We start from the raw sequence: 24101 nt of genomic DNA, 5'->3' as shown, positions 1-24101 counted from the left end.
AAATCCTCCGCAGAGGCTCCGGGAAGGCTCCGGCCAGCGCCCGCGCGTGCGAACGGCTGCACAATTTTGCGGCAATTTCTTCGCCTCAGTTGACACGAGTGCGCTACAAATGTAGCGTGTCGGCGACTGATATAAAACCGAAGAAGGATCCGCCTTCATGTCCCAGCCCAATTCCTCCGAACTTGCGGTGCTGAAGCATCTCTGGTCGGCCGGGCCGCAGAGCGCCCGCGAAGTGCATGATGCGGTCGGGCCGGGGCAGGGGTGGAAAGCCTCGACCACCCGCACGGTGATCGCCCGGATGGAAGAAAAGGGCTGGGTCGGCCGGCAGGATGTGCATGGCATGGCTGTGTACAGCGCGCTGCTCGACCGGACGGCGACGCTGGGCGGCCTCGTGCGCCACCTTGCCCGGCAGATTCTCGATATGGACGGGCCGCTGCCGGCGGCCCTGTTCGCCGAGAGCCCGCATCTGTCGGACGCGGAACTCGACGAACTCGATGCCATCATCAATGCGGCCGAAGGCAGGACGGAGGACAAGGCATGAGCGTTCCCGGTCTCGTCCTGCTGGCTGTGGTCTGGAGCGGCATGCTCTGGCTGGCCGCTCACCTGATTTGCCGGCTGAACCCGTCGCCGCGGGCGGCGCAGGCAATCTGGCGCGGCGCGGCCCTGATGATGCTGGCGCCGTTCGCGGCGTCGCTGGCCGTGCCCGGCCTGCCGCAGGTCGCGGGTCAGGCCCTGCCGGACCTGCCGGTGCTGGAACCTTTCAGGGTGGCCCCCGAGCCAGCCGAATTTGCCGTCGAGGCAGCGCCGCTGCGCCTGCCCGATGCCGGCATGATCCTCCTTGGGCTGATTGTTTCCGGCTGGCTCGTGCGGTTGACCCTTTGGGCTGCCAGCCAGATCCGCTTGCAGCGCCTGAAACAGCGCGCCTTCCGCACGCGGCGCAGCGTGCGCCACTGGGCCGAGGCCATCGGCATCCGCTGGGCGCCGGATGTGCGCATCGTGCCGGCCGGGCCAGCCTTCCTTGCCGGCATCTTCCGCCGCACGATCTTCATTCCGTCTGCGCTGGCCGCATCGTCGGACACACACCAGATCCTGGTCCATGAACTGGTGCACCTGAAACGGGGAGACCTCGTGACCCGGCCGTTGGAACGTCTGCTGGCGGATATTTTCTGGTTCTCTCCCTTCGCCTGGTGGATCCGCGACCAGCTCGATTATTGGCGCGAAGCGGTCGTCGACGAGACCGCCGCAGACCTGACAGGCGACCGGATCGCCTATGCAAGGGCCCTGACGTCCGCTGCGCGCGTCTCGCGCATTGAGGCCGTGCTGCCGGTGGCAGCCTTCACCCTCAGGAAAGAAGGAACCCTCAAAATGCGTTTGACCGAACTCCTCTCAGAACCGGCCCGCCGCCCCCGGCGCTTGGGCATGGCCATGGCCGCTGCCTTCGCGCTGGCAACACCGCTGGCGCTTGCCCAGGGCATGCTGATCAAGGGCGCCGCCGCGCTGCCGGGTGCCGACGTTCCTTATGGCCACGCCGTTCTGGACGAAGCGAAGCTGACGAGCACCTATGGCGTGCGGCTGGATCCGTTCACGAAAAAGCCGGGCTGGCACAATGGGGTGGACCTCGCCGCGCCTCATGGCACGCCGATTTATGCCCCGACCGATGGCGTGGTGACCTTCTCAGGCGACAAGCAGGGCTATGGCAACCTGATCGAATACCAGGGCGCGGGCGATGTCCGGTACCGGTTCGGCCAAATGAAGGAAATCAAGGTCGCTGAAGGAGACGCGGTCAAGGCTGGCGATGTGATCGGCACGGTCGGCACCAGCGGCCGGGCGACCGGCCCGCACGTGCATTTTGAAGTGTGGCGCGATGAGTCGCCGATCGATCCGGAGACAGAGCCGGGCCTTGTTCTGGCGGAAAAACTCCATCACCCGCCTGCGCCGCCTGCGCCGCCTGCGCCGCCTGCGCCGTCCGCTCCCGCTGTTCCGAACGCGGCACCGGCGCCGGTTGCCCCCGCACAGAACGGGTCGCCGGATGCGACGCCAGCGCCAGCCGCGCCGCCTGAACTGCCTGGCGTTCCAGCACCGGCGCCGGTTGCGGCCGTTCCCGACGCTTGCAAGGAATTGCACAACTGGGTCAAGCAGGCGCCGATGCCGGCCGAGTGGAAAGCGCGGATGGAAGCGGCAAAGGCGGAGAATGCGGCGGCCGGTGTAAAGCTGGCGCGCGACTGGCGGCCGGAAGCCCTGTCCAATCCGGTTCCGTCCTATCCGCCGGCGGCGGCCACCGAAGGCAAGAGCGGTGCCTGCCGCGTGCTCTTTGATCTTGGTACGGAAGGCCTGCCGAAAAATGTCGTGGCATCCTGCTCTGACGCCGTGTTCGAGGCGTCGGCCGCCGAGCTGCCGGGCGCCCGGTTCAAGCCGGTGCTCGACAAGAACGGTCAGCCGGCCGAAGTCAAAGGCATCCTCTATCCGATGGAATATTGCATCGGCTGAAGTCGGATCGCAACAAAGAGAAAGCCCGCAGCATCGCTGCGGGCTTTTTCATGTTGCCCTCAAAGGCCTAGCGGTCAAACAGTTTCGAGACGCTTTCCTCATTGGCGATGCGCCGGATGGCTTCGCCGAGGAGGGGGGCGATCGGCAGGACACGGATGGATTTCGATTTCAGTGCCTCTTTCGAGGGCTGAATCGTGTCCGACATGACCAGTTCGTCGAGGACCGATTTCTCGATCCGCTCGACGGCATTGTTCGACAGGACGCCATGCGTGACATAGGCCGAGACGGAGGTCGCGCCATGCTCCTTGAGGGCGGCGGCGGCGTTCGCCAGCGTGCCGCCGCTGTCGCAGATGTCGTCCAGCATGATGCAGCGCTTGCCTTTGACATCGCCGATGATGTTCATGACTTCCGACTTGCCGGCTTCCGGGCGGCGCTTGTCGACGATGGCGAGGTCGGCGTCGTCCAGCCGCTTGGCGAGGGAGCGCGCGCGCACCACGCCGCCGACATCCGGCGAGACGACGATGAGCTTGTCCTTGCCGAACCGCTCCTTGATGTCGTCCACCATGACCGGGCTGCCGAAGAGGTTGTCGGTCGGGATGTCGAAGAAGCCCTGGATCTGGCCGGCATGGAGGTCGACGGTGAGGACGCGGTCGGCCCCGGCGGTGGAGATGAGATTCGCCACCAGCTTGGCCGAGATCGGCGTGCGGCCATCGGTCTTCCGGTCCTGCCGGGCATAGCCGAAATAGGGGATCACCGCCGTCACGCGCCGCGCCGAGGCGCGCTTCAGCGCGTCCATCATGATCAGCAGCTGCATCAGATTGTCATTGGCGGGGTGGGAGGTGGACTGGATAACGAAGACATCCTCGCCGCGGACATTCTCGTCGATGCGGATGAAGATTTCCTGGTCTGCGAAGGTTTTGACCTCCGAGCGGGTGAGCCGCATGTCCAGATAGTCGGCAATTGCTTCAGCCAGCGGGCGGTTTGCGTTGCACGCGAGAAGTTTCATGGCGGTGATAGACCCCGTTTGCCCCGGTTGGCGAAGCTTTTGTAACAGGCTGGCGCGAGTCGCAACCGGACTCTGCAACTTACTGCAAAGATTTACGGCTCAAGTAGGATGACTGAGGCATTTCGGCCATAGTCGGCCTCGCCGCGCAGGTTGCGGCGGCGGTTGGAAAAATACTGGTCTTCCAGGGCACAGGTGTCGAGGGCGAGGTTCATGATCCGGCCGAGGCCCATGGCGGCGAGGCTGGCATGGCAATAGGCCGGCAGGTCGAACTGGAAGCGGTCGCCCTTGCCGGGAAGGAACAGGCCCTCCGACGCGGGGGAGGTTTCCAGGAAGGTGTCACGGAATTCCGGGCCGACTTCATAGCTCGCCTGGCCGATGGTCGGGCCGATGGCGGCGCGGATGCGGCCGGGTTCGGCGCCGAGTTCGGTCATCGAGGCGACCGTCGATTCGAGGACGCCGCCGAGGGCGCCCTTCCAGCCGGCATGGGCCGCGCCGATCACGCCTGCCTCGGCATCGGCGAAAAGGACCGGCGTGCAGTCGGCGGTGAGGATGCAGAGGGCAAGGCCGGGGACGGTGGTGACCATGGCGTCAGCCTCGGGGCGTTCGTCCCAGGCCTCTGTCACATGGATCACGTCCGGGGAATGGATCTGGTGGCAGGAGACGAGGGCGCTGGCGCCCATGGCCTCGCGGATGCGCTCGCGATTGGCGGCGACGGCGGCCGGGTCATCGCCGGAACCGGGGCCGGCATTGAGGCTGGCATAGAGGCCTGTGGAGACGCCGCCCTTACGCCCGAAAAAGCCGTGCCGCACGCCCGCCAGCGCGGCGAGGGCGGGGGAGGTTTCGAAGGGCGGGGCCGCAGAAGACATTGCCCAGCCGTGATGCGCGGCGCGGGCAATGTCAAGTTTGGCGGCCGCCGGCGCTACTGGTGATAGGCGCTTTCACCATGGGTCGCCGAATCGAGGCCGGATTCCTCGTCTTCGCGCGAGACCCTCAGCGGAATCACGGTGCGGATGGCGTAGAGCAGGCCGGCCGTCACGATGGCCGAGAACATGGCAACGACGCCAACGCCGAGAAGCTGCACGCCCAACTGCGCGAAGACGGGCTTCGAAATGCCGGGCGCAAGTGGCCCGAGCGCGGCGAGGAAGGGGATCAGCAGGCTGCCCAGCATGCCGCCGACGCCGTGCACGGCGAACACGTCGAGGCTGTCGTCGATCTTCAGTTTCTGTCGGATAAGTCCGACCGCATAATAGCAGACGAAGGCGCTCGCCGTGCCGATGATGAGGGCGCCGACAGGGCCGACGGAGCCGGCGGCGGGCGTGATCGTGGCGAGGCCGGCCACCATGCCGGTCGCGATGCCGACAAGGGTCGGCTTGCGGAAGCTGACCCATTCAATCCCCATCCAGACCAGCGCGGCGGTGGCCGCCGAGGTGTGGGTGACCAGCATGGCGCGGGCCGCATCGGCATTGGCGCCGAGGGCGGAGCCGGCATTGAAGCCGAACCAGCCGACCCACAGCATGGCGGCGCCGAGCATGACGAAGCCGGGGCTGTGCGGCGGGCGCATGTCCTGCGGGAAATGGGCGCGCTTGCCGAGGATGAGCGCGAAGACGAGCGCCGAGATGCCTGCGGTTGTGTGCACGACGATGCCGCCGGCAAAGTCGATCACGCCCATGCCGGCGAGCCAGCCGCCGCCCCACACCCAGTGCGCCACCGGCGCGTAGCAGATGAGCAGCCAGAGGGCGCAGAAGACGAGCATGGCGGCAAAGTTCACCCGCTCGACAAAGGCGCCGATGATCAGCGCCGGGGTGATGATGGCGAACGTCATCTGGAACATCAGGAAGAGCGGCTCGGGAATCGTCTGGCCTTCCAGCGGGTCGCCGGTGATGCCTGCGGCGAAGGACTTTGCGAACCCGCCGAACACGCCGCCTTCACCCGGCCCGAACGCGATGGAGTAGCCGAAGAACAGCCAGACAAGGCTCATCAGGGCCGCAACCGCCATGCACTGCATGAAGACCGACAAGAGGTTCTTCGCCTGAACAAGCCCGCCATAGAAGAGCGCGAGCCCCGGCAGGGTCATGAAGAGGACGAGCGCCGTCGAGGTCAGGATCCAGGCGGTGTCTCCCGAGTCGGCAAATGCCGGTGCCGCAAGACCTGCGCACAGCAGCGAAAGCGCGCCGAAGCGCGCCGCGATTTTGTGATGCCCCAATTTCAGCTCCCCTGGTCCGTCCGCACGCTACGGACGTGCCCTCCGCTCGCGCTGATCCTGTTGTTCTGGCGGCCCGCTTGTCTCATCGCGGCCTGGCATCTTTTTTCGGGATAGTCCCAGCCGGGTCAAGAGCCCGGTCAATCGGCCATCGGTCGCACGGGTACGGGCAGGATGCAGATGTCGACCACTTTCGGCGGCGTGACCACGAAGGCGTCGATGCCGGAATAGTCGCGCTTCGACGCCTTCAGGGCCTCCCATTCGGGGCTGGGCGTCGCCATCACTTCATAGGCCGGGCGGTTCGCCGCCGGCAGGTCGGCGGCGATCTTCGCCGAGACGATCATGTTGGGATCGAGGTTTGAGCGGCGATATTGCGCCATCTGGTAGGCGAGGGGCGCGTCGTCGCCGAACAGGGCTGCGGTTTCCTCCTCATTGAAAGGCTCGACCCTGGCCAGCTGATTCACCACGTCCATGCCAGCGATGACACGGCCGAACACGGTGTAGTTGCGGTCGAGATAGCGGCGGGGAAGGAGGGGGATGTAGAATTCCACCGAGCCGCTGTCCGGATCATCGTCCCGCGCCATGCCGATGGTGCCGGGGCAGTTGAGCAGCCATTCCTGTCCGCCCTCGCGCCCGACGGCAAAGCCGCTCCGGTGACCGACCTCACCGGCATAGAGGTCGGGGCTGCCGAGCGGGTCGAAGCCCTCGGCGCTGACGGCGCGTTCGGCCTCGAAGGGCACGGTGGGGACATCTTCCAGCAACTGGTCGAATTCCTTTCCCGCCTGCGCAACGTGGGTTTCGATCACGCGGTAGAAGAATTCGCCGTCATAGAAGCCGGTGCGGACGGCGTTGCGCATGGAGGCCGCATTGGCCGGCGCTGCCTCCGGAAACAGCTCGATGGCGATGGTGCGGTCATCGCCCATGTCGAGGAGGACAAGGTTTTCCGGGTCGACCGGACGCCAGGAGGGCGCCTCTTCTGCCGGTGCGGCCGGGGCGAGGGTTTCAGCAGGCGCGGCCTGGCAGGCGGCGAGCAGGGCGAAGGCAGGGATGAGGCGGGTGAACATGGTGCGAGTGTTCGCAGGTTCCGCCCGTCTGGCAAGCCTCATCCACCGGAGGGGTGCGCGCTGGCGCTATTGCCGTTTCCAGATGCTGACGCCGAGCTGGCCCGACATTTCGAGCGTTTCGTCATCCAGCATCTGGTAGCGCCCGCGGTCCACGAGGCCAAGCTCGGGCGCCCGCGAGGTGAAGACACCGTTACGGGCCTCGTAAAACCCCGCAACGACGCCATCCGGGCTTGCAAGGCTGTAGGTGCCATCGGGCTTGTATTCGACCACGAGTTCCGGATCTGGCGGCGTTTGCAGGATCCAGGTGCCGACCAGTTCGCTCTGGACCTGTTCGGAACCGGCAGGGTCATGGTCCGGAACCGCCTTGTCGGATGAGAGGAAGAATGCAGCGATTGCGAGCACAGTCGAGACGATCGTGGCGGCCGAAACCGCCAGCGAAAGCCAGGGATGTTCCGAGATGCGTCGTGCCCAGCTCATTTGACCTGCGTTTATCACAATCGCCGGCGCGTTGCACGCAATGTTCCTGTACGGCCAATTGCGCCGTCCGGTGCACCCGGCTAATCCATTGCGCGACAGCCCGTTGACACAGATGCGGGCCCGGTTGCGGGAAGGGGCCACGCGTATGATCCTGACAGAGATTTCCCGGCCGGCCTTGCCGGCATTCCCGATCGAGGGCGGATGCCATTGCGGGGCGGTGCGCTATCGCGTGACGGCGCGGCCGAAATGCGTGAATGCCTGCCATTGCAAGGATTGTCAGCGCCTGACCGGCGCTTCGCATGGATTGTTCCTGCACCTGATGGCCAGCGATCTGGAGCGGCTGTCCGGCACGTTCGACGTGTTCCGCCGACGGGGCGGCAGTGGCAACATGATTCCGATCGAGCGGTGTACGGAGTGTGGCACGCGGATGTGGCACCTGCCGGAGGCTGCGCCGGACCTTGTCATTCTGTGCGCCGGGACGCTAGACGATTCCAGCTGGGCGGTGGCGACATCCCACATCTTTGTCGGGGAGGCGATTGCCGGGTCGACGGCCGCGTCAGATGCGCTCGTGATCGAGGAGTTCAGGTCGACGCGGCCTGCGCTGTGGGGCCGGTTCGAAGAAATCTACGGCCCGCCTCAATAGGCGTAGCGCATCTGGCGGGCGTAGCGATAGCGCTTGTCGTCGGCATCGTCTTCGATGATCGAGGGGATGAGGAAGAAATCCACCATCCACCAGACAAAGCCGATCAGGAAGAGATAGCTGAAAATCTGCAGCAGGGCGGTGCCCCACTTGCCGAGATAGAAGCGGTGAGCCGAGACGCAGCCGAGGAAGAACCAGAGCAGGTAAGCTGCGGCGGGGCTTTTCTTCGAATTGGCCACGCGCTGTTCAATATAGATCCGGTCATTGGTCGAGAGGCTCATCGGCCTGGTCTCCTTTCTTATCGAAAAACAATATATGTGATTTTCGGCGGAGTTCCAGAGGCCGCGGCAAAAAAACTATCCGATTGAGCCGGGCGGTCCGGGCTGCTAAGCGCCGCGGCCATGTACCAGATTTCGACAAAGGGCGCGCGGGCGCCGGTGGAAGCGGCATGGGATGCGCTGGCCTGGGCGGATCCGTCGCCGGCGGGCGCGGTGGACTGCAAGGAAGACGGGCGCGGCGTGTGGCGTCTCGATGCCTTCTGCGAGACGCAGGAAGAGGCCGATGAATGCGTCGCCATCATCGCCGCGACGAGCCCGGAGCTGAATGCCCGGATCGAGGAAGTGGTCGAGCGTGACTGGGTGACGATGTCGCTCGAAGGGCTGCCGCCGGTCTCAGCGGGGCCGTTCTTCGTGACCGGCAGCCATGCGCTGGCGAAGATGGCGCCGGGAAAGATCCCCGTGCTGATCGAGGCGGGACCGGCCTTCGGCACCGGCCATCACGGCACGACGCTCGGCTGCCTGCTGGCGCTGGACGCGGTGCGCCGCCGCCGCGGCATTGGCCGGGTGCTGGACCTCGGGACGGGCTCCGGCGTGCTGGCAATTGCGGCGCTGAAGGCGGGCGCAAGCATGGCGCTCGGCACCGATATCGACTTCGACAGTGTCGGCGTTGCCAATGAAAACGCTGCGAAGAACCAGGTTTCCGGCTTTACCGCGCTGCATGTGCGCGGCGCGAACAGCCCGCGCATCCGGCGGGCGGCACCTTATGACACGGTGTTCGCCAATATCCTGATGCGGCCGCTGATCGGCCTTGCGCCGGAGATCGCCCGCCTGACGGCGCCGGGCGGGACGATCATCCTGTCAGGCCTCTTGCATCACCAGGCCGGGTTGGTGCGCCATGCCTTCGAAGGCCATGGCCTCCTGTTCCAGCGCCGCATCCGCAAGGATGGCTGGTCGACGCTGGTGATGCGCCAGAAAATTCAGGCGCCCTGAAGCCTAGCCGTGCGCGGCGCGGCGGGCCCAGCGGGCATTGCGGCGGGCCAGGATGTGCGGGCGAGCGGCCAGCGGGCCGGCAGAGCGCACTTCGTTGACTTCCAGCGGGCGGCCGACCGGGACCGTGACCACGGCTTCGCTGTGAATGGGGGTGTTGAGTTCACGTTTCATCGCATCTTTCCTTCTTGTTGCCTGGCAGCGGCAATTTTGTGCGCTGCACAATAGATATCGATACGCGTCATATAGGGTGTGAAGGCATACGAAAAAGTATACAAAATGCGCTTTTTGCGTGCAAAAACGCATAGCTCAAATGCGCTTTCCACGCATGGGTGCGGGCGCTAAGACTGCTGCATGAGACAGACTTTCGATATCAAGGGCGGCCCCCAGGACGGCCGCGCGCACCTGCCATTGCTCCGCAAGGAAATGGCTGCGATGGGCCTCGACGGATTCTACGTGCCGCATGAGGACGAGTATCAGAACGAATACCTGCCGGACGCGAATGAACGCCTCGCCTGGGTGTCCGGCTTTACCGGCTCGTTCGGCTCGGCCTTCGTGTTCGCGGACAGGGCCGTGCTGTTCGCCGACGGGCGCTACACGCTGCAGGCGGCCGACCAGACGGCGCCGGAACTCTGGGAACGCCAGGGCGTGCCGGATCCGGGCGCCTTCGGCTGGCTGGCAATGCAGGCGCTGGACGGCAAGACCATCGGCTACGATCCGCGCCTGATGAGCCCGAACGATGTCGCCGCGCTGAAGGCGGCGGCTGAGAGTGCAGGCGCGCGCGCCGTGGCGGTGGACGACAACCCGCTGGACAAGGCGTGGACCGCCCGCCCGCCGCAGCCGGACGCACAGGTCGTGCCGCATCCGGTCAAGTTCGCCGGCGTCGAGCATACGGACAAGCGTGCCGAAATCGGCCGGGCGCTTGCCGCCGCGAAAGTGGATGCCGCGGTGCTGACCTCGCCGTCCTCGATCGCCTGGGCGTTCAATATCCGGGGCGGGGACGTGTCGTGCACACCGCTGCCGCTCGGCCGGGCCATTCTTTATGCGGATGGAACGGCGGACCTGTTCCTGGACGAAGGCAAGGTGTCGCCGAAACTGCGCAAGCATCTCGGCAACACGGTGACGCTGCGTCCGCTCGGCGCGCTGGAAGAGGGGCTTGCGGATCTTTCCGGCAAGACGGTCAGCCTTGATCCGGATGTCGCCTCGGCCTGGTTCTTCGACAAGGTGGAAGCGGCCGGCGGGAAGATCGTGCGCCAGCGCGACCCGGTGGCCCTGCCGCGCGCCTGCAAGAACGCGGCGGAGATAAAAGGCACGACGGCCGCGCACATCCGTGACGGCGTGGCGCTGACGAAATTCCTGCACTGGCTCGACACCGAGGCCCAGAGCGGCGACGTCACCGAGATCGATGCGACGATCAAGCTGGAATCCCTGCGCGATGAAGTCGACGGGCTGCAGGACCTGTCCTTTCCGTCGATTTCCGGTGCGGTGGAGCATGGCGCGCTGCCGCACTATCGCGTGTCGACCGCCTCCGACCGCAAGCTGGACCGTGGCTCCCTGTTCCTGATCGACTCCGGCGGTCAGTATCCGGACGGCACGACGGATGTGACGCGGACCGTGCCGATCGGCGAGCCGACGGCCGACATGATCCGGCACTACACGCTGGTGCTGAAGGGCCATATTGCGCTGGCCACCGTGCGCTTCCCGCCGGGCACGACGGGCACGCATCTCGATGTGCTGGCGCGCCACGCGCTGTGGCAGGCGGGGCTGGATTACCAGCATGGCACCGGCCATGGCGTCGGCGTGTACCTTGGCGTGCATGAAGGCCCGCAGCGGATCGCAAAGCCATGGAACGCGACGCCGCTGGCGCCCGGCATGATCGTCTCGAACGAGCCCGGCTATTACCGCGAGGGCCAGTACGGCATCCGCATCGAGAACCTGCAATATGTCACGCCCGCCGCGCCCATCGAAGGCGGCGAGATCGACATGCTGAGCTTCGAATGCCTGACCTTCGCGCCGCTGGCGCGAGACCTGATTGATGTGAAGCTGCTCTCGAAAGAAGAGCGCGCCTACGTCAACGACTATCACAAGCGCGTCTGGAAACTGCTGAACCGCAAACTGCCGGACGATGTGAAATCCTGGCTGAAAGCCGCGACCGCGCGGATCTGAGAGATCAGATCTCGGAGTAAATCACTGTTTTCAGGGCCGGGTTTTCCGTCACCTGAAGGGCGACATATTCGTAGCGGGTCTTGCGGCCCTTTGGCGGGTAGAGCGTCTTCTGCCCGCCGCCGCCCTTGCGAATATCGTGCAGGCTCCACCATTTTGCGAACTCGGCGCTGCCGGCCTGCAACCGGCCGACAAGGCGCACGAAGCGCGGGTCGGTGGCATTGACGTCGTAGACCGGCCGGAATTCAGCGAGCATGCGCTTGGCCTCAGCCGCCCAGCCGCCGGCGAACAGCCTGCGCGAGGACTCGCGCAGGAACATGCCGGCATAGACGTTCCGGTCCTCGCCGGAGACGCCGCCGAAGCCGAACAGGCGCTCGGCCTGCCCGTTCCAGTGCAGCACGTCGCCGAGGCGGTTGGTGATGTAGGCGGGCTGGGACAGGCGGTCGACCAGGCGGCGCACGGCAGGCGGCGCGGTCTCGTCCATCGCGCCGGCGGCGGGCGCGGTGCCCGTCAGGGCATAGAGGTGCGCGGTTTCGACGGCGTCGAGGCACAGGGCACTTGCAAGGGCGTCGACCGTCTGGCGCGACGGCGTCACGGGGCGGCCCTGTTCCAGCCGGATGTACCAGTCGACGCTGATATCCGCGAGTTCGGCCACCTCATCGCGGCGCAGGCCCGGTGTGCGCCGGCGTCCGCCCTCGGGCAGGCCGACAGCTTCCGGCCTGATCGCTTCGCGGCGCGAGCGCAGGAACCGCCCGAGCGTGGTGGTGTCGTGGCGCGTGGCGGCCGATCCGGATACGGGCATCAGGGGCTCCTGCGTGGGCTCAATTTATCCTAGGATAATCCTAGTCCTGTTTGGACATGAAAAGGCACTTTATTCTTGCGGAACGATCCGTCAACGCCGGATCGCGAGCCAAGGAGACATACGATGCCATTGATTCAGGTCTGGATGCGGTCCGGCAAGGACAAGGCCTACAAGGCCGCCATTTCGAAAAGCATTCATCAGGCGATGATTGAGGTCATGAAGTTGCCGGGAGACGACTACTTCCAGGTCACATGCGAACTGGAAGAAGAGAATTACATCTTCGACCCGAACTATTTCGGTGTGCCGCGCAGCCCCGATTTCCTGATGATCCGCTTGTCGTTCAATGCCCGTCCGGCGGCTGTGAAGCAGCGCCTGTTCGAGACGATCGCGGACAATCTCGTCAAGTCGCCGGGCCTCCGGCGCGAGGATATCGGCATGATCATTATCGAGACGGCATTTGAGAACTGGTGGGTCCATGCCCGCGCGGTCGATCCCGATACGGGAACGGATTCGCGGATCGGGGGCGCCTAGGAGAGGCCCAGCGCCCTGATCGCCTCCCACACACCTTCCGCCCTCGGACGGATGTCGTCGGCGATATGTTTGTGCGTCGGGATGTAGAAGAGGCCGAGGTCGAGGCCCTTGAGGGCGATCCGGGCGCACTCCTCCGGCATGATGACGTTGAATTCGGGCGGGATGTCCTTCGGGTCCGGCAGGCCCTGCGCGATGAGCGGCGTGTAGACGCCGCCCGGCATCAGGACGTGGACGTCCATCAGTTCACCCGCGAGTTCCTCGCGCAGCCATTCGGCCATGATCAGCACGCCATGCTTGCTCGCCCCATAGGCACCGAGCCGGCTGCGCGTCACCGCCTGCGGCAGGCTGAGGGAGTTTTCCGACCCGGTGATCATCAGCCGCCCCCGCCGGCCGGCCGTCTCCAGCGCCGCGCCATAGGCCTGCGCCATGCGGAACGGCGCGAACATGTTGACGGCGAAGAGCGCCATCGTGTCGGGTCCGAACGCCTCCTGCATCATCCGCTTGCGGCGGCCGAAGCCGGCATTGGCGCAGACGAGGTCCAGCCGGCCCTTCCAGGCGAAGGCCTCGGCGACGAGCCTGGCGGGTGCGGCCGGATCGGACAGGTCGCACGCGACGGCAAAGCCGGGGCGGGGCAGGGCGGCGGCCACCTCGCGGGCGAGATCGCCCTGCTTGTCGGCGACGATCACGTCTGCCCCGCGCGCGGCAAGCTGTGCGGCGAGCGCCGCGCCGATGCCCGAGGCGCCGCCTGTCACCAGCACGGCGGTGTCCTTATAGTCGATCATGTGCTGCGCCTCCCTGATTTCGCCGTTTTCGGCAGGCTATACTTATCGCCTCAGCGCGCCCATGGGCTGGCCTGAAGATTCTATTTGTTCCGCATTTGTTCTCATGATAAGAACGCTCCGTAGAGTTGGGAGTGCGGGCCATGATCCTTGCTTTGTCCATTCGCGATTTTGTTCTGATCGACCGTCTCGATCTTGAGCCCGGCGCGGGCTTTACCGCGCTGACCGGCGAGACCGGGGCGGGCAAGTCGATCATTCTCGATGCCTTGTCGCTGACGCTTGGCGCAGCGGCGGACCGGGCCATGGTGCGCGCCGGGGCGGAGCAGGCCTCCGTCGCGGCGGAGTTCGCTGTGCCGCCGGGCCATCCGGTCTGGGAGGTGCTGGCCGAACACGGGTTCGAAGCTTCCCCCGACGAGACGCTGACCCTGAAACGGGTGGTGCGAACATCCGGTCCGGCGCGGGCCTTTATCAATGACCAGCCGGTAAGCGCGGCCCTGCTGGCGGAGGCCGGTGAGACGCTGGTCGAGATCCATGGCCAGCACGCCGCCTCCAGCCTGATGCGGCCCTCGTCGCACCGCAAGCTGCTCGATCTGTTCGCCGGTAATGAGGCGTTACTGGCGGCCTGCGCGGAAGCGCACGGGGCGCGGGCGGCCGCGCGCGAAGCCCGCGAGCAGCTGGAAGAAGCGCACCGCGAGGCGCTGCGCACGCGGGACTGGCTGGCCGCCGCAGTCGGCGAACTGGAACAGCTTGCCCCGCAGGTGGGGGAGGCGGCTGGCCTCACCGAAACGCGCACGCGGCTGATGCAGTCCGAACGGGTCACCGAGGCGATTGCCGAGGCTGAAGACGCGCTGGCCGAGGGAGATGTCGAGGCCGCATTGTCGAAAGCCGCGCGGGCAGCTGAACGCGTCTGCCGCCTGCCGGGCTTCGACGGGGCGGATCATCCGCTTGCCCATGCGGCGCGGGCGGCGGCCGAGGCGATTGAACGGGCACTGATCGAGGCGGGGGAGGCGGCGGGCGCGCTTGCGGCGCTGGAAAGCCTGGTCGAGCATGACACGAGTGCGCTGGAGGCGGCCGAGGCGCGGCTGTTCGCGCTGCGGGCGGCGGGGCGGAAACATTCGGTCGATCCGGACCTGCTACCGGAGCTTCTGGTCCGGCTGCGTGAGCGGCTGGACCTTGTCGAGGCGGGCGAAGACCAGCTGATCCGCGCCCGCAAGGCAGAGGCCGCGGCGAACGCCGCCTGGCATGCCGCCGCCGACAAGCTAAGCGTGGCGCGCAAGGCCGCGGCCGGGCGGCTGGAGGCAGCGATCGCGAAAGAGCTCAATCCCCTGAAGCTCGGCCGGGCGGTGATCCGCGTGGCGGTCGAGCCGTTGGGCGAAGAAGGCGGGGCCCATGGCGCCGACAAGGTGGAGTTCGATGCCGAGACCAATCCGGGCGCGGGCTTCGGGCCGCTGCGCAAGATTGCGTCCGGCGGGGAACTCGCGCGGGTGTCTCTGGCGCTGAAATGCGCGCTCGCAGAAGCCGGCAGCGCCATGACGCTGATCTTCGACGAGGCCGACCAGGGGGTCGGCGGGGCGGTCGCCGCGGCGATTGGCGAGCGGCTGGTGCGTCTCGGCAAGGCGCGGCAGGTGTTCGCCGTCACGCACTCGCCGCAGGTGGCGGCAGCGGCGCGGGCGCAATGGCTTGTGGAGAAAGGCAAGGGCAAGTCTGGCGGCACGCGGCTGCGCGGGCTAGATGAAGCGGACAGGCAGGAAGAAATTGCCCGCATGCTGTCCGGCGCCGAAATCACGGCAGAAGCACGGGCCGCAGCCGGGAGGTTGTTGGAGGATGCATGAGCGAGGCGACCCCGCCCGAAGCCCTGACCCGCGAGGAAGCGGCGGCCGAGCTTGAACGCCTTGCGAAGCTGATCGCGGAAGCGGACGCGGCCTATTACCAGGACGATGCCCCGCTGATGAGCGACGCGGAATATGACGCCGCGCGCCTGCGCAATGCCGAGATCGAAGCCCGCTTTCCGGACCTGAAACGCGAGGACAGCCCGTCCGACCGCGTGGGCGCGGCGGCACATGAGGGCTTTGCGAAGGCGGCTCATGCCGCGCCGATGCTGTCGCTCGAAAATGCCTTCAGCGATGAGGACGTCACGGATTTTGTCGACCGCATCCGGCGCTTCCTCGGCCTCGGGGCCGACGTGCCGGTGGCGATGGTGGCCGAGCCGAAGATCGACGGTCTGTCGCTCAGCCTCACCTATGAAAAGGGAAAGCTGAAACGCGCCGCGACGCGCGGCAATGGCGAGGTGGGCGAGGATGTTACCGCCAATGCCCGCACGCTGAAGGACATTCCGGAACAACTGTCGGGCAAGGGCTGGCCCGACAGGATCGAGATCCGCGGCGAGGTCTACATGACCAAGCCGGACTTTGCCGCGCTGAACGAACGGGAAGGGGAGGCGGGCCGCAAGACCTTTGCCAATCCGCGCAATGCGGCGGCCGGCAGCCTGCGCCAGCTCGATGTCGAGATCACGAAATCGCGGCCCCTGCGCTTCTTCGCCTACGCCTGGGCGGCCGAGAGCGCGCCCTTTGCCGCAAGCCAGCATGAGGCGGTCGAAAAATTCGCAGCCTGGGGATTCGAGACCAATCCGCTTATGATCCGTACAGAGACGGTTGGCGGCCTGCTCGAAACTTATCACGGAATTGAGACCCGGCGGGCCAGCCTGCCCTATGACATTGATGGCGTCGTCTACAAGGTGGACCGGCTGGACTGGCAGCAGCGGCTCGGCTTTGTCTCCCGCGCGCCGCGCTGGGCGATCGCGCACAAATTCCCGGCCGAGAAGGCGACGACCAGGCTGGAAGCCATCGATATCCAGGTCGGGCGCACCGGCTCGCTGACGCCGGTCGCGCGGCTGGAGCCGGTGACGGTCGGCGGTGTCGTCGTGTCGAACGCCACGCTGCACAATGAAGACGAGATTGCGCGCCTTGGCGTGAAGCCGGGCGATGTGGTGGAGATCCAGCGCGCGGGCGATGTGATCCCGCAAGTGCTCCGTGTCGTGAAGGATGGCGGCGGCAAGGCGTGGGAGATGCCACATGCCTGTCCGGTCTGCGGCTCGGACGCGGTGCGGGAGATTGACGACAAGGGTGTCGAGGATGTGCGCCGGCGGTGTACGGGCGGGCTTGTCTGTCCGGCGCAGGCGGTAGAGCGGCTCAAGCATTTCGTGTCACGCAAGGCGCTCGACATTGACGGGCTCGGCGCGAAGCAGATCCAGCTGTTCCACGAGGCCGGCGTGCTGGAAGGGCCGCAGGATATTTTCCGCCTGCGGACGGCGATCGAGGCGGCCGGCCTGCCGCCGCTTGAAGAGTGGGAAGGATTCGGCGCGGTTTCGGCAAAAAAACTGTTCGATGCCGTCGATGCGCGCCGTGCCGTGCCGTTCGCCCGCTTTCTCAATGGGCTCGGCATCCGGCATGTCGGGCAGACGACCTCGCAATTGTTCGCTCGCAATTTCCTGCACTGGGAAAGCTTCTGGGCTGCGGTCACCGCTGCGGCTGAAGGCGGGGAAGACAGCAAGGCCTGGGCTGAACTTACCGGCATAGACGGGATCGGCGCGGCTGCCGTCGGGGCGCTCTGCGATTTCGAACGCGAAGCACACAATCGCGACATGCTGGCGGCCCTGCTCGAGGAAGTCACCGTCGAAGACGAGGCGCGCGCGGCGACCGACAGTCCGGTTGCCGGCAAGACCATCGTGTTCACCGGCACGCTGGAGCGGATGACGCGCGACGAGGCGAAGGCCCGCGCGAGCGCACTCGGCGCCAAGGTCTCCGGGTCAGTGTCGGCGAAGACGGATATTCTCGTCGCGGGCCCCGGCGCAGGATCGAAACTGAAAAAGGCCGAAGAACTCGGCGTACAGACGATGACCGAAGACGAATGGTTTGATCTGATCGGGGGCTGATCCCGCCAGCGGGTGGGAAAGGGGCCTGTTGGCCGCCCTATTTGCCGCCGGGGATCAGTCTCTGGATCAGCGTGCGCTTCGGCGCTTCGACTTCCAGGGCCAGGCCTTCCGAGGTCATCAGGTCATAGGTCATGCGATACCAGTCCGATTCCGGATAGTTGTAGCCGAGCGCTGCGGCTGCTTCGACGGCCTGCGGGCGCATGCCAAGCGTCAGATAGGCCTCCACGAGGCGGTACAGCGCCTCTTCGGTGTGCGAGGTCGTGTCGAAGTCTTCAACGACGGTGCGGAACCGGTTGATGGCGGCCAGCGTCTGGTTGGAACGCAGGTACCAGCGGCCAATGGTCATTTCCTTGCCGGCGAGCTGGTCGTTGACCATGTCGAGCTTCACCTGGGCGTCGCGGGCATATTCGCTGGTGGGGAACCGGCGGACCACATCGACCAGCGAGGCCTTGGCCGCTTCGGTCGTGCCCTGGTCGCGGCCGACATCGACGATCTGCTCGAACTGGCTGATTGCGATGAGGTAATAGGCATAAGCGGCTTCCGAGCCGCCGGGGTGCAGGCCGATATAGCGCCGGGCCGAGGAGATCGCCTCCTCATAATCGTGCTGCTTGTATTGCGCATAGGCCGTCATCACCATGGAGCGGCGGGCCCATTCGGAATAGGGGTGCTGGCGCTCGACCTCATTGAACATCAGGATCGCGTCGTCATAGGCGCGGCTGTCGAGCCTGGCGGCGGCCTGATTATAGAGCTGTTCCACCGGGCGCTCGACATAGGCGAGTTCTTCCTGGCGCTTGGCCTTGCTCTGGCAGGCGGTCAGGCTGACGGCGGCTGCGATCAGGGCGAGGGCAATGGGCTTTGCAGGCTTCATGGGCTCGGGCGCACTTTACTGCTGTTTCTGACCGATCCTGATTAGCCCGAACTTGCAGGCTTTTCCAAGGAACTTTCACAGGGAGACGCTACTGAGCGGGCGGCAGGCCTAGAGGGCGGCGCGGGCCGGGGCGCTGGTTTCGGCAGCCACGTCCTGATCGGTTTCCCAGCACCAGGCCGACGGCGTGGCCAGCAGCGTTCGCACCAGCTTGTTGTTCAGCGAGTGGCCGGGCTGGACCGCATCATAGGAACCGGCAATCGGGGCGCCGGCCAGTATCAGGTCGCCCACAGCGTCCAGCATCTTGTGGCGCACGAATTCGTCTTCGATGCGCAGGCCTTCCGGGTTCATGATCTCCTCGCCATCGACCACGACAGCATTGTCGAGCGAGCCGCCGCGGGCGAGGCCCATGCTGCGCAGCATGTCGACATCGCGGGCAAAGCCATAGGTGCGGGCGAAGGCGAGGTTGCGGGCGAACATGCCGGGCGCAAGGCGCAGGGCCATCTGCTGGGTGCCGATGACGTTGTTGTCATACTCGATCCGGGCGCGCATCGTCAGGTGATTGTCGGGGGACGGGGACAGGGTGGCGCGCTTCGGGCCGTCCACGATTTCCACGGTTTCGAGGATGCGGATGCGGCGGCGCGGGGCGGATTGGGCTTTCATGCCCGCCTGCAGCAGCAGCTCGCAGAACACGGCCGAGGAACCGTCCATGATTGGCACTTCCGGCCCGTCGATCTCGACGAGAAGATTGTCGATGCCAAGGCCGGAGACGGCCGCCATCAGATGCTCGACCACGGCAACGGAGACGCCGGCCTCATTGGTGAGTGTGGTGCCGAGCTGCGTGTCTGAGACGGTTTCTGCGTGCGCGGGAACCAGCGTGTCGCGACCGGAGATGTCCGTGCGGCGGAACACGACGCCGGTGCCGACCGGAGCGGGTTTCAGGATCAGGCGGGCCTTTTCGCCGCTGTGGACGCCGATACCAGCGCACATGGCGGGCCGCTCAATGGTGTGCTGCATGTCCATGCCTGAAACGCCTCTACTCGCACAATACCTGATGAGCCTATCTGGCTTGCAGGCGCTCCGGGCGCAAAACACGGCTTGTTTCGCCGTGTTACAAAAGGGCCGTACCTGTCGGTACGGCCCTGTTTAAAATAGACTTTATCTGTAACAGATGGCGTGAAGCTTACTGTTTTTTCAGCTCTGCTTCAATGATTGGCCGACCGGCGCAGGAAAGCCGGGATTTCGAGGTCGGCATCGTCGAACGGGGCGGCTTCGGGATGGTCGTCCGGCGAGGAGACGATCGGGCCGGGGGCGGCGCCCGGTGCATCGTCGTTTTCGCCTTGCGGATTGCGCCGCCAGCCGAACAGGTTGGCAAAGCCCGCAGTGCGGTTGTCCTGTTTCGGCCGGTCTTCGGCCGGCAGGTCGCGGCGGGCGGAGAATACGGAATCGGCGCTCACGTGGTCGTCTCCTTCATCGCGCACCCATTCGTCTTCTTCGACAGGTGCGGCAGGGGCTGATGTCCGGCCGTGGGTGATGATGGTCGGGCGCTCGTCCTCCGGCGCGACGGCCTCGTCCACGGTCTCTTCAGCCGCCTCTTCGGCGGGGTCGGCCATCACGGTCACATCCTGTTCCGTTTCGGCCTCGAATTCAGGTTCGGCGTCCTCTGCCAGTTCCGGTTCCTCGACCGGCGGGGCGATCGGCTGGCGCACGGTGGCCGTGGCAGCGGCCTGCGGCAGGGCAGGGCGGCCGGTGGCGAAGCCAGCCTGCACGCCGGCGGCGACCACCGACACGCGGATGCGGCCTTCCAGCTCCGGATCAAAGGCAGAGCCAAGAATGATGTTGGCGTCGGCATCGACCTCGCGGCGCACTTCGTTGGCGGCCTCGTCGAGTTCGAACAGCGTCATGTCATAGCCGCCGGTGATGTTGATGAGCACGCCCTTGGCGCCCTTCATCGAGACCTCGTCGAGCAGCGGATTGTCGATCGCCTGGCGGGCGGCGTCGAGCGCGCGGGTCTCGCCCGTCGCTTCGCCCATGCCCATCATGGCCGTGCCCATGCCGCGCATGATGGCGCTGACATCGGCGAAATCGAGGTTGATCAGGCCTGGCATGACCATGAGGTCGGTGATGCCGCGCACGCCCGCGTACAGCACGTCGTCGGCCATACGGAAGGCATCGGCAAATGTGGTGCGGTCATTGGCGATGCGAAACAGGTTCTGGTTCGGCACCACGATCATCGTGTCGACCTGGGACCGGATGGCGTCGAGGCCCATTTCGGCCACGCTCATGCGGCGGTTGCCCTCGAACCCGAAAGGCTTGGTGACGACGGCGACGGTGAGAATCCCGAGTTCCTTGGCCGCGCGGGCGATCACGGGCGCTGCGCCGGTGCCGGTGCCACCGCCCATGCCGGCAGCGATAAAGGCCATGTGGGCGCCTTCGAGCCGGGCGAGAATGTCGGCATAGCTCTCTTCGGCGGCCTGTTCGCCGATTTCGGGACGGGCGCCGGCGCCGAGGCCGGACGTGGTGACGGGGCCGAGCTGGATCTTGGTGCCAGCGCGCGAGCGTTCGAGCGCCTGGGCATCGGTGTTCGCGACGATGAACTCGACGCCCTGGAGGTTCGCCTCGATCATGTTGTCGACGGCGTTGCCACCGGCACCACCGACGCCAAAGACCAGGATCCTGGGCTTCAGTTCATACATCATGCAAATTCCTCACTCTACAGGCGGCCCCAACAGATTGGGAACATGGCGTCTTGCAGCTAATAAGCCGTAAAATGCTGTGAAATTTGGTGCAAATTTAGCTCAAAAATTCTCTTCGAGCCAATGGAACACTTTGTTCACGACGCCGTTTCGCGCCTCCGGGCCGTCTTTACGCGATGCAGCCGCAGCCCTGACTGCATCAGCAAACCCCAACTCGGAGTACAATAGCAGACCGGAGGCTGTGGAAAAAGCGGGCGTTGCCAGCGATTCTCCAAGAAACTCAGCGATTGTCGGCTTGCCGAGGCGGACTGGCGCATTGAGGATCCGGGTCGCAACCTCACGCACGCCGGGCAGCAGGGAAGCGCCCCCGGTCAGCACCACGCGGCGAGGGAGAACGCGGCGTACACCACTCGATTCCAGCGTTTTCTGCACGAGTTCGAAAATTTCCTCGACCCGCGGGCCGATGATGGCGGCAAGCTGGCCGCGCTCCATCCGGGTCGCCTGCAGCCGGCCATCGTCGCCAAGGCGCGGCACTTCGATCCGCTCGGCAAGGCCGGGGCCTTCGATATTGGCGGTGCCATAGACGCTCTTCAGGCGCTCGGCCGCGGCAAAGGTGGTGCCGATGCCCTGGGCAAGGTCTGCCGTCACATGCGAACCGCCGACCGGGATGAGGCCGAGCCAGGCTGGCGAGCCGTTGAGATAGACTGAAACAGCGGTGACGCCGGCGCCCATGTCGATGCAGATGGCGCCGTTTTCGATCTCGTCGTCGATCAGCGTGCCGGCGCCGCTGGCGATGGAGGAGGGGACAAGGGCCGAGACGCCGAGATGCGCCCGGCCGACGCATTCGACCAGGTTCTTCACGACGGATTTGGGGGCCGTCACGGCCGAAAGCAGCACGCCCAGCTCATGGGCATACATGCCCTGCGGTTCGCGGATGCCGTCCTCGGCGTCGGTGCGGTAGGCGACCGGCCAGGCGGCGAGCAGTTCGAGCCCCTTGGTCGGCACCTGGGCGAGGGCCTGGGCCTGCACCTTTTTCACGTCGCGGGCGGTGATTTCGCGGCTGCCGATCTCTAAGCCGGCGGTGACCAGCGAGCAGGAAAGCTTCTGGCCGGTGATGCCCAGAACGACATTGGAAATCTGTTCGCCCGCTTCGCGCTCGGCATCTTCCACGGCAAGGCGGATGGCGCGCTCGAGGCCTTCCATGTCGGTGATGGCGCCGCCGGTGAAGCCGCGCGATTGCTGGCGTCCGGCGCCAAGGATCTTGAAATTGCGGGGAGCGCGCCCGTCATTGCGGCCGATCAGGCAGGTGATCTTGGAGCATCCGATGTCCAGCGCCGCGACCGTACCGGAAGGCGAACGGCCCAGTCGGGCCACGCGGCGGGACTGGACATTGGCCATCAGCTGCGCGCGGCCTCTTCGCGGGCGCTGAAATCCGGGGCGGTGAGCGGGGCGAGATAGACGCGGCCGGCATTGCGCAGGTCGATCGTTTTCAGCGGCCGGTACATCAGGGCGGTGCGCACCTGAAGTTTCGACAGCTGGTCGAGGGCGCCCGGCAGCTTGTGGTCTTCCGGCATGCGCACCGTGGCGCCGGAGATGAGGCGCATGTCCCAGCGACGGTCATTGATACGGGTCGCGATGGCGACGCCGGGCGTCACATCCGGAGCACTGGCAAGCGCCTTGACGAGTTCGGGTGCGGCTTCGGGGGCGCCGCGGCCGGCAAGGCGGACGAGTTTCGGATGGTCTTCGGCGCGTTCGTCCGGAATGACGCGGCCAAGGCCGTCGACCACCGTCCAGCGCTCGCCATCATGCCAGAGGGCGACCGGCTCGGCCGCATCGGCAAGGATCACGACCTGGTCCGGCCAGAGGCGATGCACGCGCACGTTCAGCACCTTGCGGGTGCCTTCGACGCGGCGGCGGATAACATACGGATCGGCGCGGAACATGTTTTCGCCGGGCTCGATCATGGCGGCGGCGCGGATTTCGTTCTGCAGGGCCGGATCCTGCTCAAGCCCGATGACGGACACCTCGTTGACCGACACGCCGGCCATGCGGGCGGTGTCGTCCATGAAGCCGGCAAACCGGTTCTCGATCTTGGACATGGACCCGCCCATCCAGGCGGCCAGCGCCACGATAATGGCGATCAGCATGACAAGGCCGAACAGGACGGAGGAGACGCGCACTTCCTCGCCTGTCACCTCGTCGACGAAGGTGATCGGCTCGCGGCGGCGTTTCGGCACGGTCTGGTTACGGCTTACCTTCGGCATGAAGCGTCCTCGATCATCCAGGAAACCAGCGCTTCGAAGGACATGCCCACAAAGGCGGCCTGCTCGGGAACAAGCGAGGTCGGCGTCATACCTGGCTGGGTATTTGTCTCAAGGATCACGAGCCGGTCTCTCTTGTCGTCGTAGCGAAAATCGGACCGCGTCGCTCCCCGGCATCCTAAAGCCTGATGGGCCCGGAGCGCGAAATCCATCGCTGTCCGGGTGATATGCTCAGGCAGGTCTGCCGGGATCACATGTTGCGATCCTCCAGCAGAATATTTTGCATCAAAATCGTAATAGTCCCTTAAGGTCGTGATCTCGGTGACAGCGAGGGCGCGGTCGCCGAGCACCGCGACGGTCAGCTCCCGGCCGGGGATAAATTCCTCGGCCATGAGATAGTCGCCATAACGCCAGTTGGCGGCGTCGAGATCCTTCGGCGGAGCGTTCGCCCCTTCGCGCACGATCAGCACGCCGAAACTGGAGCCTTCATTGACGGGTTTGACCACGTAAGGCGGCTTCAGTGCATGCTCGCGGGCCGCCTCCTCGCGGGTGACCTGCCGGTCCTCGGCGACAGGCAGGCTGGCGGCGCGATAGACGGCCTTGGATTTCAGCTTGTCCATGGCCAGCGCGGAGGCCAGCACGCCGGAATGGGAATAGGGCAGGCCCATGATCTCCAGCAGGCCCTGCACACAGCCATCCTCGCCCCACGGGCCATGCAGGCCGTTCAGCACCACATCCGGCTTCAACTCCGCCAGCTTCGCGGCAAGGTCGCGGCCGGCATCGATTCCGGTGGCGTCGTAGCCCGCAGCCTTTGCCGCTTCCAGCATCTTGGTGCCGGAGGAAATAGACACGTCGCGCTCGGAGGACCAGCCGCCATAGATCACGGCGACGCGCTTGTCGGGCTTGCTCATTTTATGTCCTCCTTGATGCGTTC

23 protein-coding genes are annotated in these 24101 nt (G+C 65.8%); 8 read left to right on the top strand and 15 right to left on the bottom strand.

The window, feature by feature from the left end; translation table 11 throughout:
• The first annotated feature begins 157 nt into the window (after positions 1-157).
• Positions 158-541, top strand: coding sequence for a BlaI/MecI/CopY family transcriptional regulator (locus R3C13_RS13885; protein WP_371311431.1), 384 nt, complete (start codon positions 158-160; stop codon positions 539-541).
• Complete coding sequence (locus R3C13_RS13880; protein WP_371311430.1) at positions 538-2487, top strand: peptidoglycan DD-metalloendopeptidase family protein; 1950 nt, start codon at positions 538-540, stop codon at positions 2485-2487. Before R3C13_RS13885 ends, R3C13_RS13880 begins: the two co-directional genes overlap by 4 nt.
• A 67-nt stretch (positions 2488-2554) precedes the next feature.
• Here the strand turns inward: R3C13_RS13880 and R3C13_RS13875 are convergent, their stop codons facing one another.
• The 5 genes from R3C13_RS13875 to R3C13_RS13855 form a co-directional block, all read right to left on the bottom strand.
• Positions 2555-3493, bottom strand: coding sequence for a ribose-phosphate pyrophosphokinase (locus R3C13_RS13875; protein ID WP_371311429.1), 939 nt, complete (start codon positions 3491-3493; stop codon positions 2555-2557).
• Positions 3494-3585: 92 nt separating this feature from the next.
• Positions 3586-4359: a peptidoglycan editing factor PgeF gene (gene pgeF, locus R3C13_RS13870; RefSeq protein ID WP_371311428.1), complete on the bottom strand. Its 774-nt coding sequence runs from the start codon at positions 4357-4359 to the stop codon at positions 3586-3588.
• A 53-nt stretch (positions 4360-4412) separates the two neighbouring features.
• Positions 4413-5696: an ammonium transporter gene (locus R3C13_RS13865; protein ID WP_371311427.1), complete on the bottom strand. Its 1284-nt coding sequence runs from the start codon at positions 5694-5696 to the stop codon at positions 4413-4415.
• A gap of 137 nt (positions 5697-5833) precedes the next feature.
• Positions 5834-6757 carry a peptidylprolyl isomerase gene (locus tag R3C13_RS13860; RefSeq protein WP_371311426.1) on the bottom strand — a complete coding sequence of 308 codons (924 nt, stop codon included), beginning with the start codon at positions 6755-6757 and terminating at the stop codon, positions 5834-5836.
• Positions 6758-6823: 66 nt separating this feature from the next.
• Positions 6824-7234 (bottom strand): hypothetical protein, encoded by a 411-nt coding sequence (locus R3C13_RS13855; protein WP_371311425.1) that lies wholly within the window; start codon positions 7232-7234, stop codon positions 6824-6826.
• 145 nt (positions 7235-7379) lie between these two features.
• Here R3C13_RS13855 and R3C13_RS13850 point away from each other — a divergent pair, with 145 nt between their 5' ends.
• Positions 7380-7877 carry a GFA family protein gene (locus R3C13_RS13850; RefSeq protein WP_371311424.1) on the top strand — a complete coding sequence of 166 codons (498 nt, stop codon included), beginning with the start codon at positions 7380-7382 and terminating at the stop codon, positions 7875-7877.
• Here the strand turns inward: R3C13_RS13850 and R3C13_RS13845 are convergent.
• Positions 7871-8155: a TM2 domain-containing protein gene (locus R3C13_RS13845; protein ID WP_371311423.1), complete on the bottom strand. Its 285-nt coding sequence runs from the start codon at positions 8153-8155 to the stop codon at positions 7871-7873. The genes R3C13_RS13850 and R3C13_RS13845 overlap by 7 nt on opposite strands.
• Positions 8156-8275: 120 nt before the next feature.
• On the opposite strand from R3C13_RS13845, the gene R3C13_RS13840 reads away from it, so the two are divergent.
• On the top strand, positions 8276-9142 hold the full coding sequence (locus R3C13_RS13840) for a 50S ribosomal protein L11 methyltransferase (RefSeq protein WP_371311422.1): 867 nt from the start codon (positions 8276-8278) through the stop codon (positions 9140-9142).
• A gap of 3 nt (positions 9143-9145) precedes the next feature.
• Here R3C13_RS13840 and R3C13_RS13835 read toward each other — a convergent pair whose 3' ends face one another.
• Positions 9146-9313, bottom strand: a complete 168-nt coding sequence (locus R3C13_RS13835) for a hypothetical protein (protein WP_371311421.1) — start codon at positions 9311-9313, stop codon at positions 9146-9148.
• Between the two features lie 180 nt (positions 9314-9493).
• On the opposite strand from R3C13_RS13835, the gene R3C13_RS13830 reads away from it, so the two are divergent.
• Positions 9494-11305 carry an aminopeptidase P family protein gene (locus tag R3C13_RS13830; protein WP_371311420.1) on the top strand — a complete coding sequence of 604 codons (1812 nt, stop codon included), beginning with the start codon at positions 9494-9496 and terminating at the stop codon, positions 11303-11305.
• A 4-nt stretch (positions 11306-11309) separates the two neighbouring features.
• Here the strand turns inward: R3C13_RS13830 and R3C13_RS13825 are convergent, their stop codons facing one another.
• The gene (locus R3C13_RS13825; protein ID WP_371311419.1) at positions 11310-12104 is read right to left on the bottom strand and encodes a helix-turn-helix transcriptional regulator; all 795 of its coding nucleotides are present in this window, start codon (positions 12102-12104) and stop codon (positions 11310-11312) included.
• A gap of 123 nt (positions 12105-12227) precedes the next feature.
• Between R3C13_RS13825 and R3C13_RS13820 the strand changes: the two genes are divergently transcribed.
• Complete coding sequence (locus R3C13_RS13820) at positions 12228-12635, top strand: tautomerase family protein (RefSeq protein WP_371311418.1); 408 nt, start codon at positions 12228-12230, stop codon at positions 12633-12635.
• Here R3C13_RS13820 and R3C13_RS13815 read toward each other — a convergent pair.
• Positions 12632-13417: an SDR family NAD(P)-dependent oxidoreductase gene (locus tag R3C13_RS13815; protein ID WP_371311417.1), complete on the bottom strand. Its 786-nt coding sequence runs from the start codon at positions 13415-13417 to the stop codon at positions 12632-12634. The two genes, R3C13_RS13820 and R3C13_RS13815, sit on opposite strands and share 4 nt — an antisense overlap.
• 140 nt (positions 13418-13557) lie before the next feature.
• Here R3C13_RS13815 and recN point away from each other — a divergent pair, with 140 nt between their 5' ends.
• Complete coding sequence (gene recN / locus R3C13_RS13810; RefSeq protein ID WP_371311416.1) at positions 13558-15246, top strand: DNA repair protein RecN; 1689 nt, start codon at positions 13558-13560, stop codon at positions 15244-15246.
• Positions 15243-17345: an NAD-dependent DNA ligase LigA gene (gene ligA, locus R3C13_RS13805; protein WP_371311415.1), complete on the top strand. Its 2103-nt coding sequence runs from the start codon at positions 15243-15245 to the stop codon at positions 17343-17345. Before recN ends, ligA begins: the two co-directional genes overlap by 4 nt.
• 37 nt (positions 17346-17382) lie before the next feature.
• Here ligA and R3C13_RS13800 read toward each other — a convergent pair whose 3' ends face one another.
• The 6 genes from R3C13_RS13800 to R3C13_RS13775 form a co-directional block, all read right to left on the bottom strand.
• Positions 17383-18213: an outer membrane protein assembly factor BamD gene (locus R3C13_RS13800; protein ID WP_371311414.1), complete on the bottom strand. Its 831-nt coding sequence runs from the start codon at positions 18211-18213 to the stop codon at positions 17383-17385.
• A gap of 108 nt (positions 18214-18321) precedes the next feature.
• Positions 18322-19233, bottom strand: a complete 912-nt coding sequence (gene lpxC / locus R3C13_RS13795) for a UDP-3-O-acyl-N-acetylglucosamine deacetylase (RefSeq protein WP_371311413.1) — start codon at positions 19231-19233, stop codon at positions 18322-18324.
• A 182-nt stretch (positions 19234-19415) separates the two neighbouring features.
• On the bottom strand, positions 19416-20909 hold the full coding sequence (ftsZ, locus tag R3C13_RS13790; RefSeq protein ID WP_371311412.1) for a cell division protein FtsZ: 1494 nt from the start codon (positions 20907-20909) through the stop codon (positions 19416-19418).
• A 99-nt stretch (positions 20910-21008) separates the two neighbouring features.
• Complete coding sequence (gene ftsA, locus R3C13_RS13785) at positions 21009-22304, bottom strand: cell division protein FtsA (RefSeq protein WP_371311411.1); 1296 nt, start codon at positions 22302-22304, stop codon at positions 21009-21011.
• Positions 22304-23170, bottom strand: coding sequence for a cell division protein FtsQ/DivIB (locus R3C13_RS13780; protein WP_371311410.1), 867 nt, complete (start codon positions 23168-23170; stop codon positions 22304-22306). Before R3C13_RS13780 ends, ftsA begins: the two co-directional genes overlap by 1 nt.
• Positions 23158-24078 carry a D-alanine--D-alanine ligase gene (locus R3C13_RS13775; RefSeq protein WP_371311409.1) on the bottom strand — a complete coding sequence of 307 codons (921 nt, stop codon included), beginning with the start codon at positions 24076-24078 and terminating at the stop codon, positions 23158-23160. Before R3C13_RS13775 ends, R3C13_RS13780 begins: the two co-directional genes overlap by 13 nt.
• Positions 24079-24101 lie beyond the last annotated feature (23 nt).

Origin of the sequence: Hyphomonas sp., assembly GCF_041398385.1 — a bacterium.
In the GTDB taxonomy this organism is placed as follows: Bacteria; Pseudomonadota; Alphaproteobacteria; order Caulobacterales; family Hyphomonadaceae; genus Hyphomonas.
Note: the sequence above shows the minus strand (reverse complement) of the source record. Positions and strands in the feature narration are given on the sequence as shown.

Coding starts and splice junctions, on each gene's coding strand:
- R3C13_RS13885 (WP_371311431.1), top strand. CDS start 158: ATGTCCCAGCCCAATTCCTCCGAACTTGCGGTGCTGAAGCATCTCTGG.
- R3C13_RS13880 (WP_371311430.1), top strand. CDS start 538: ATGAGCGTTCCCGGTCTCGTCCTGCTGGCTGTGGTCTGGAGCGGCATG.
- R3C13_RS13875 (WP_371311429.1), bottom strand. CDS start 3,493: ATGAAACTTCTCGCGTGCAACGCAAACCGCCCGCTGGCTGAAGCAATT.
- pgeF (WP_371311428.1), bottom strand. CDS start 4,359: ATGTCTTCTGCGGCCCCGCCCTTCGAAACCTCCCCCGCCCTCGCCGCG.
- R3C13_RS13860 (WP_371311426.1), bottom strand. CDS start 6,757: ATGTTCACCCGCCTCATCCCTGCCTTCGCCCTGCTCGCCGCCTGCCAG.
- R3C13_RS13855 (WP_371311425.1), bottom strand. CDS start 7,234: ATGAGCTGGGCACGACGCATCTCGGAACATCCCTGGCTTTCGCTGGCG.
- R3C13_RS13850 (WP_371311424.1), top strand. CDS start 7,380: ATGATCCTGACAGAGATTTCCCGGCCGGCCTTGCCGGCATTCCCGATC.
- R3C13_RS13845 (WP_371311423.1), bottom strand. CDS start 8,155: ATGAGCCTCTCGACCAATGACCGGATCTATATTGAACAGCGCGTGGCC.
- R3C13_RS13840 (WP_371311422.1), top strand. CDS start 8,276: ATGTACCAGATTTCGACAAAGGGCGCGCGGGCGCCGGTGGAAGCGGCA.
- R3C13_RS13835 (WP_371311421.1), bottom strand. CDS start 9,313: ATGAAACGTGAACTCAACACCCCCATTCACAGCGAAGCCGTGGTCACG.
- R3C13_RS13830 (WP_371311420.1), top strand. CDS start 9,494: ATGAGACAGACTTTCGATATCAAGGGCGGCCCCCAGGACGGCCGCGCG.
- R3C13_RS13825 (WP_371311419.1), bottom strand. CDS start 12,104: ATGCCCGTATCCGGATCGGCCGCCACGCGCCACGACACCACCACGCTC.
- R3C13_RS13820 (WP_371311418.1), top strand. CDS start 12,228: ATGCCATTGATTCAGGTCTGGATGCGGTCCGGCAAGGACAAGGCCTAC.
- R3C13_RS13815 (WP_371311417.1), bottom strand. CDS start 13,417: ATGATCGACTATAAGGACACCGCCGTGCTGGTGACAGGCGGCGCCTCG.
- recN (WP_371311416.1), top strand. CDS start 13,558: ATGATCCTTGCTTTGTCCATTCGCGATTTTGTTCTGATCGACCGTCTC.
- ligA (WP_371311415.1), top strand. CDS start 15,243: ATGAGCGAGGCGACCCCGCCCGAAGCCCTGACCCGCGAGGAAGCGGCG.
- R3C13_RS13800 (WP_371311414.1), bottom strand. CDS start 18,213: ATGAAGCCTGCAAAGCCCATTGCCCTCGCCCTGATCGCAGCCGCCGTC.
- lpxC (WP_371311413.1), bottom strand. CDS start 19,233: ATGGACATGCAGCACACCATTGAGCGGCCCGCCATGTGCGCTGGTATC.
- ftsZ (WP_371311412.1), bottom strand. CDS start 20,909: ATGATGTATGAACTGAAGCCCAGGATCCTGGTCTTTGGCGTCGGTGGT.
- ftsA (WP_371311411.1), bottom strand. CDS start 22,304: ATGGCCAATGTCCAGTCCCGCCGCGTGGCCCGACTGGGCCGTTCGCCT.
- R3C13_RS13780 (WP_371311410.1), bottom strand. CDS start 23,170: ATGCCGAAGGTAAGCCGTAACCAGACCGTGCCGAAACGCCGCCGCGAG.
- R3C13_RS13775 (WP_371311409.1), bottom strand. CDS start 24,078: ATGAGCAAGCCCGACAAGCGCGTCGCCGTGATCTATGGCGGCTGGTCC.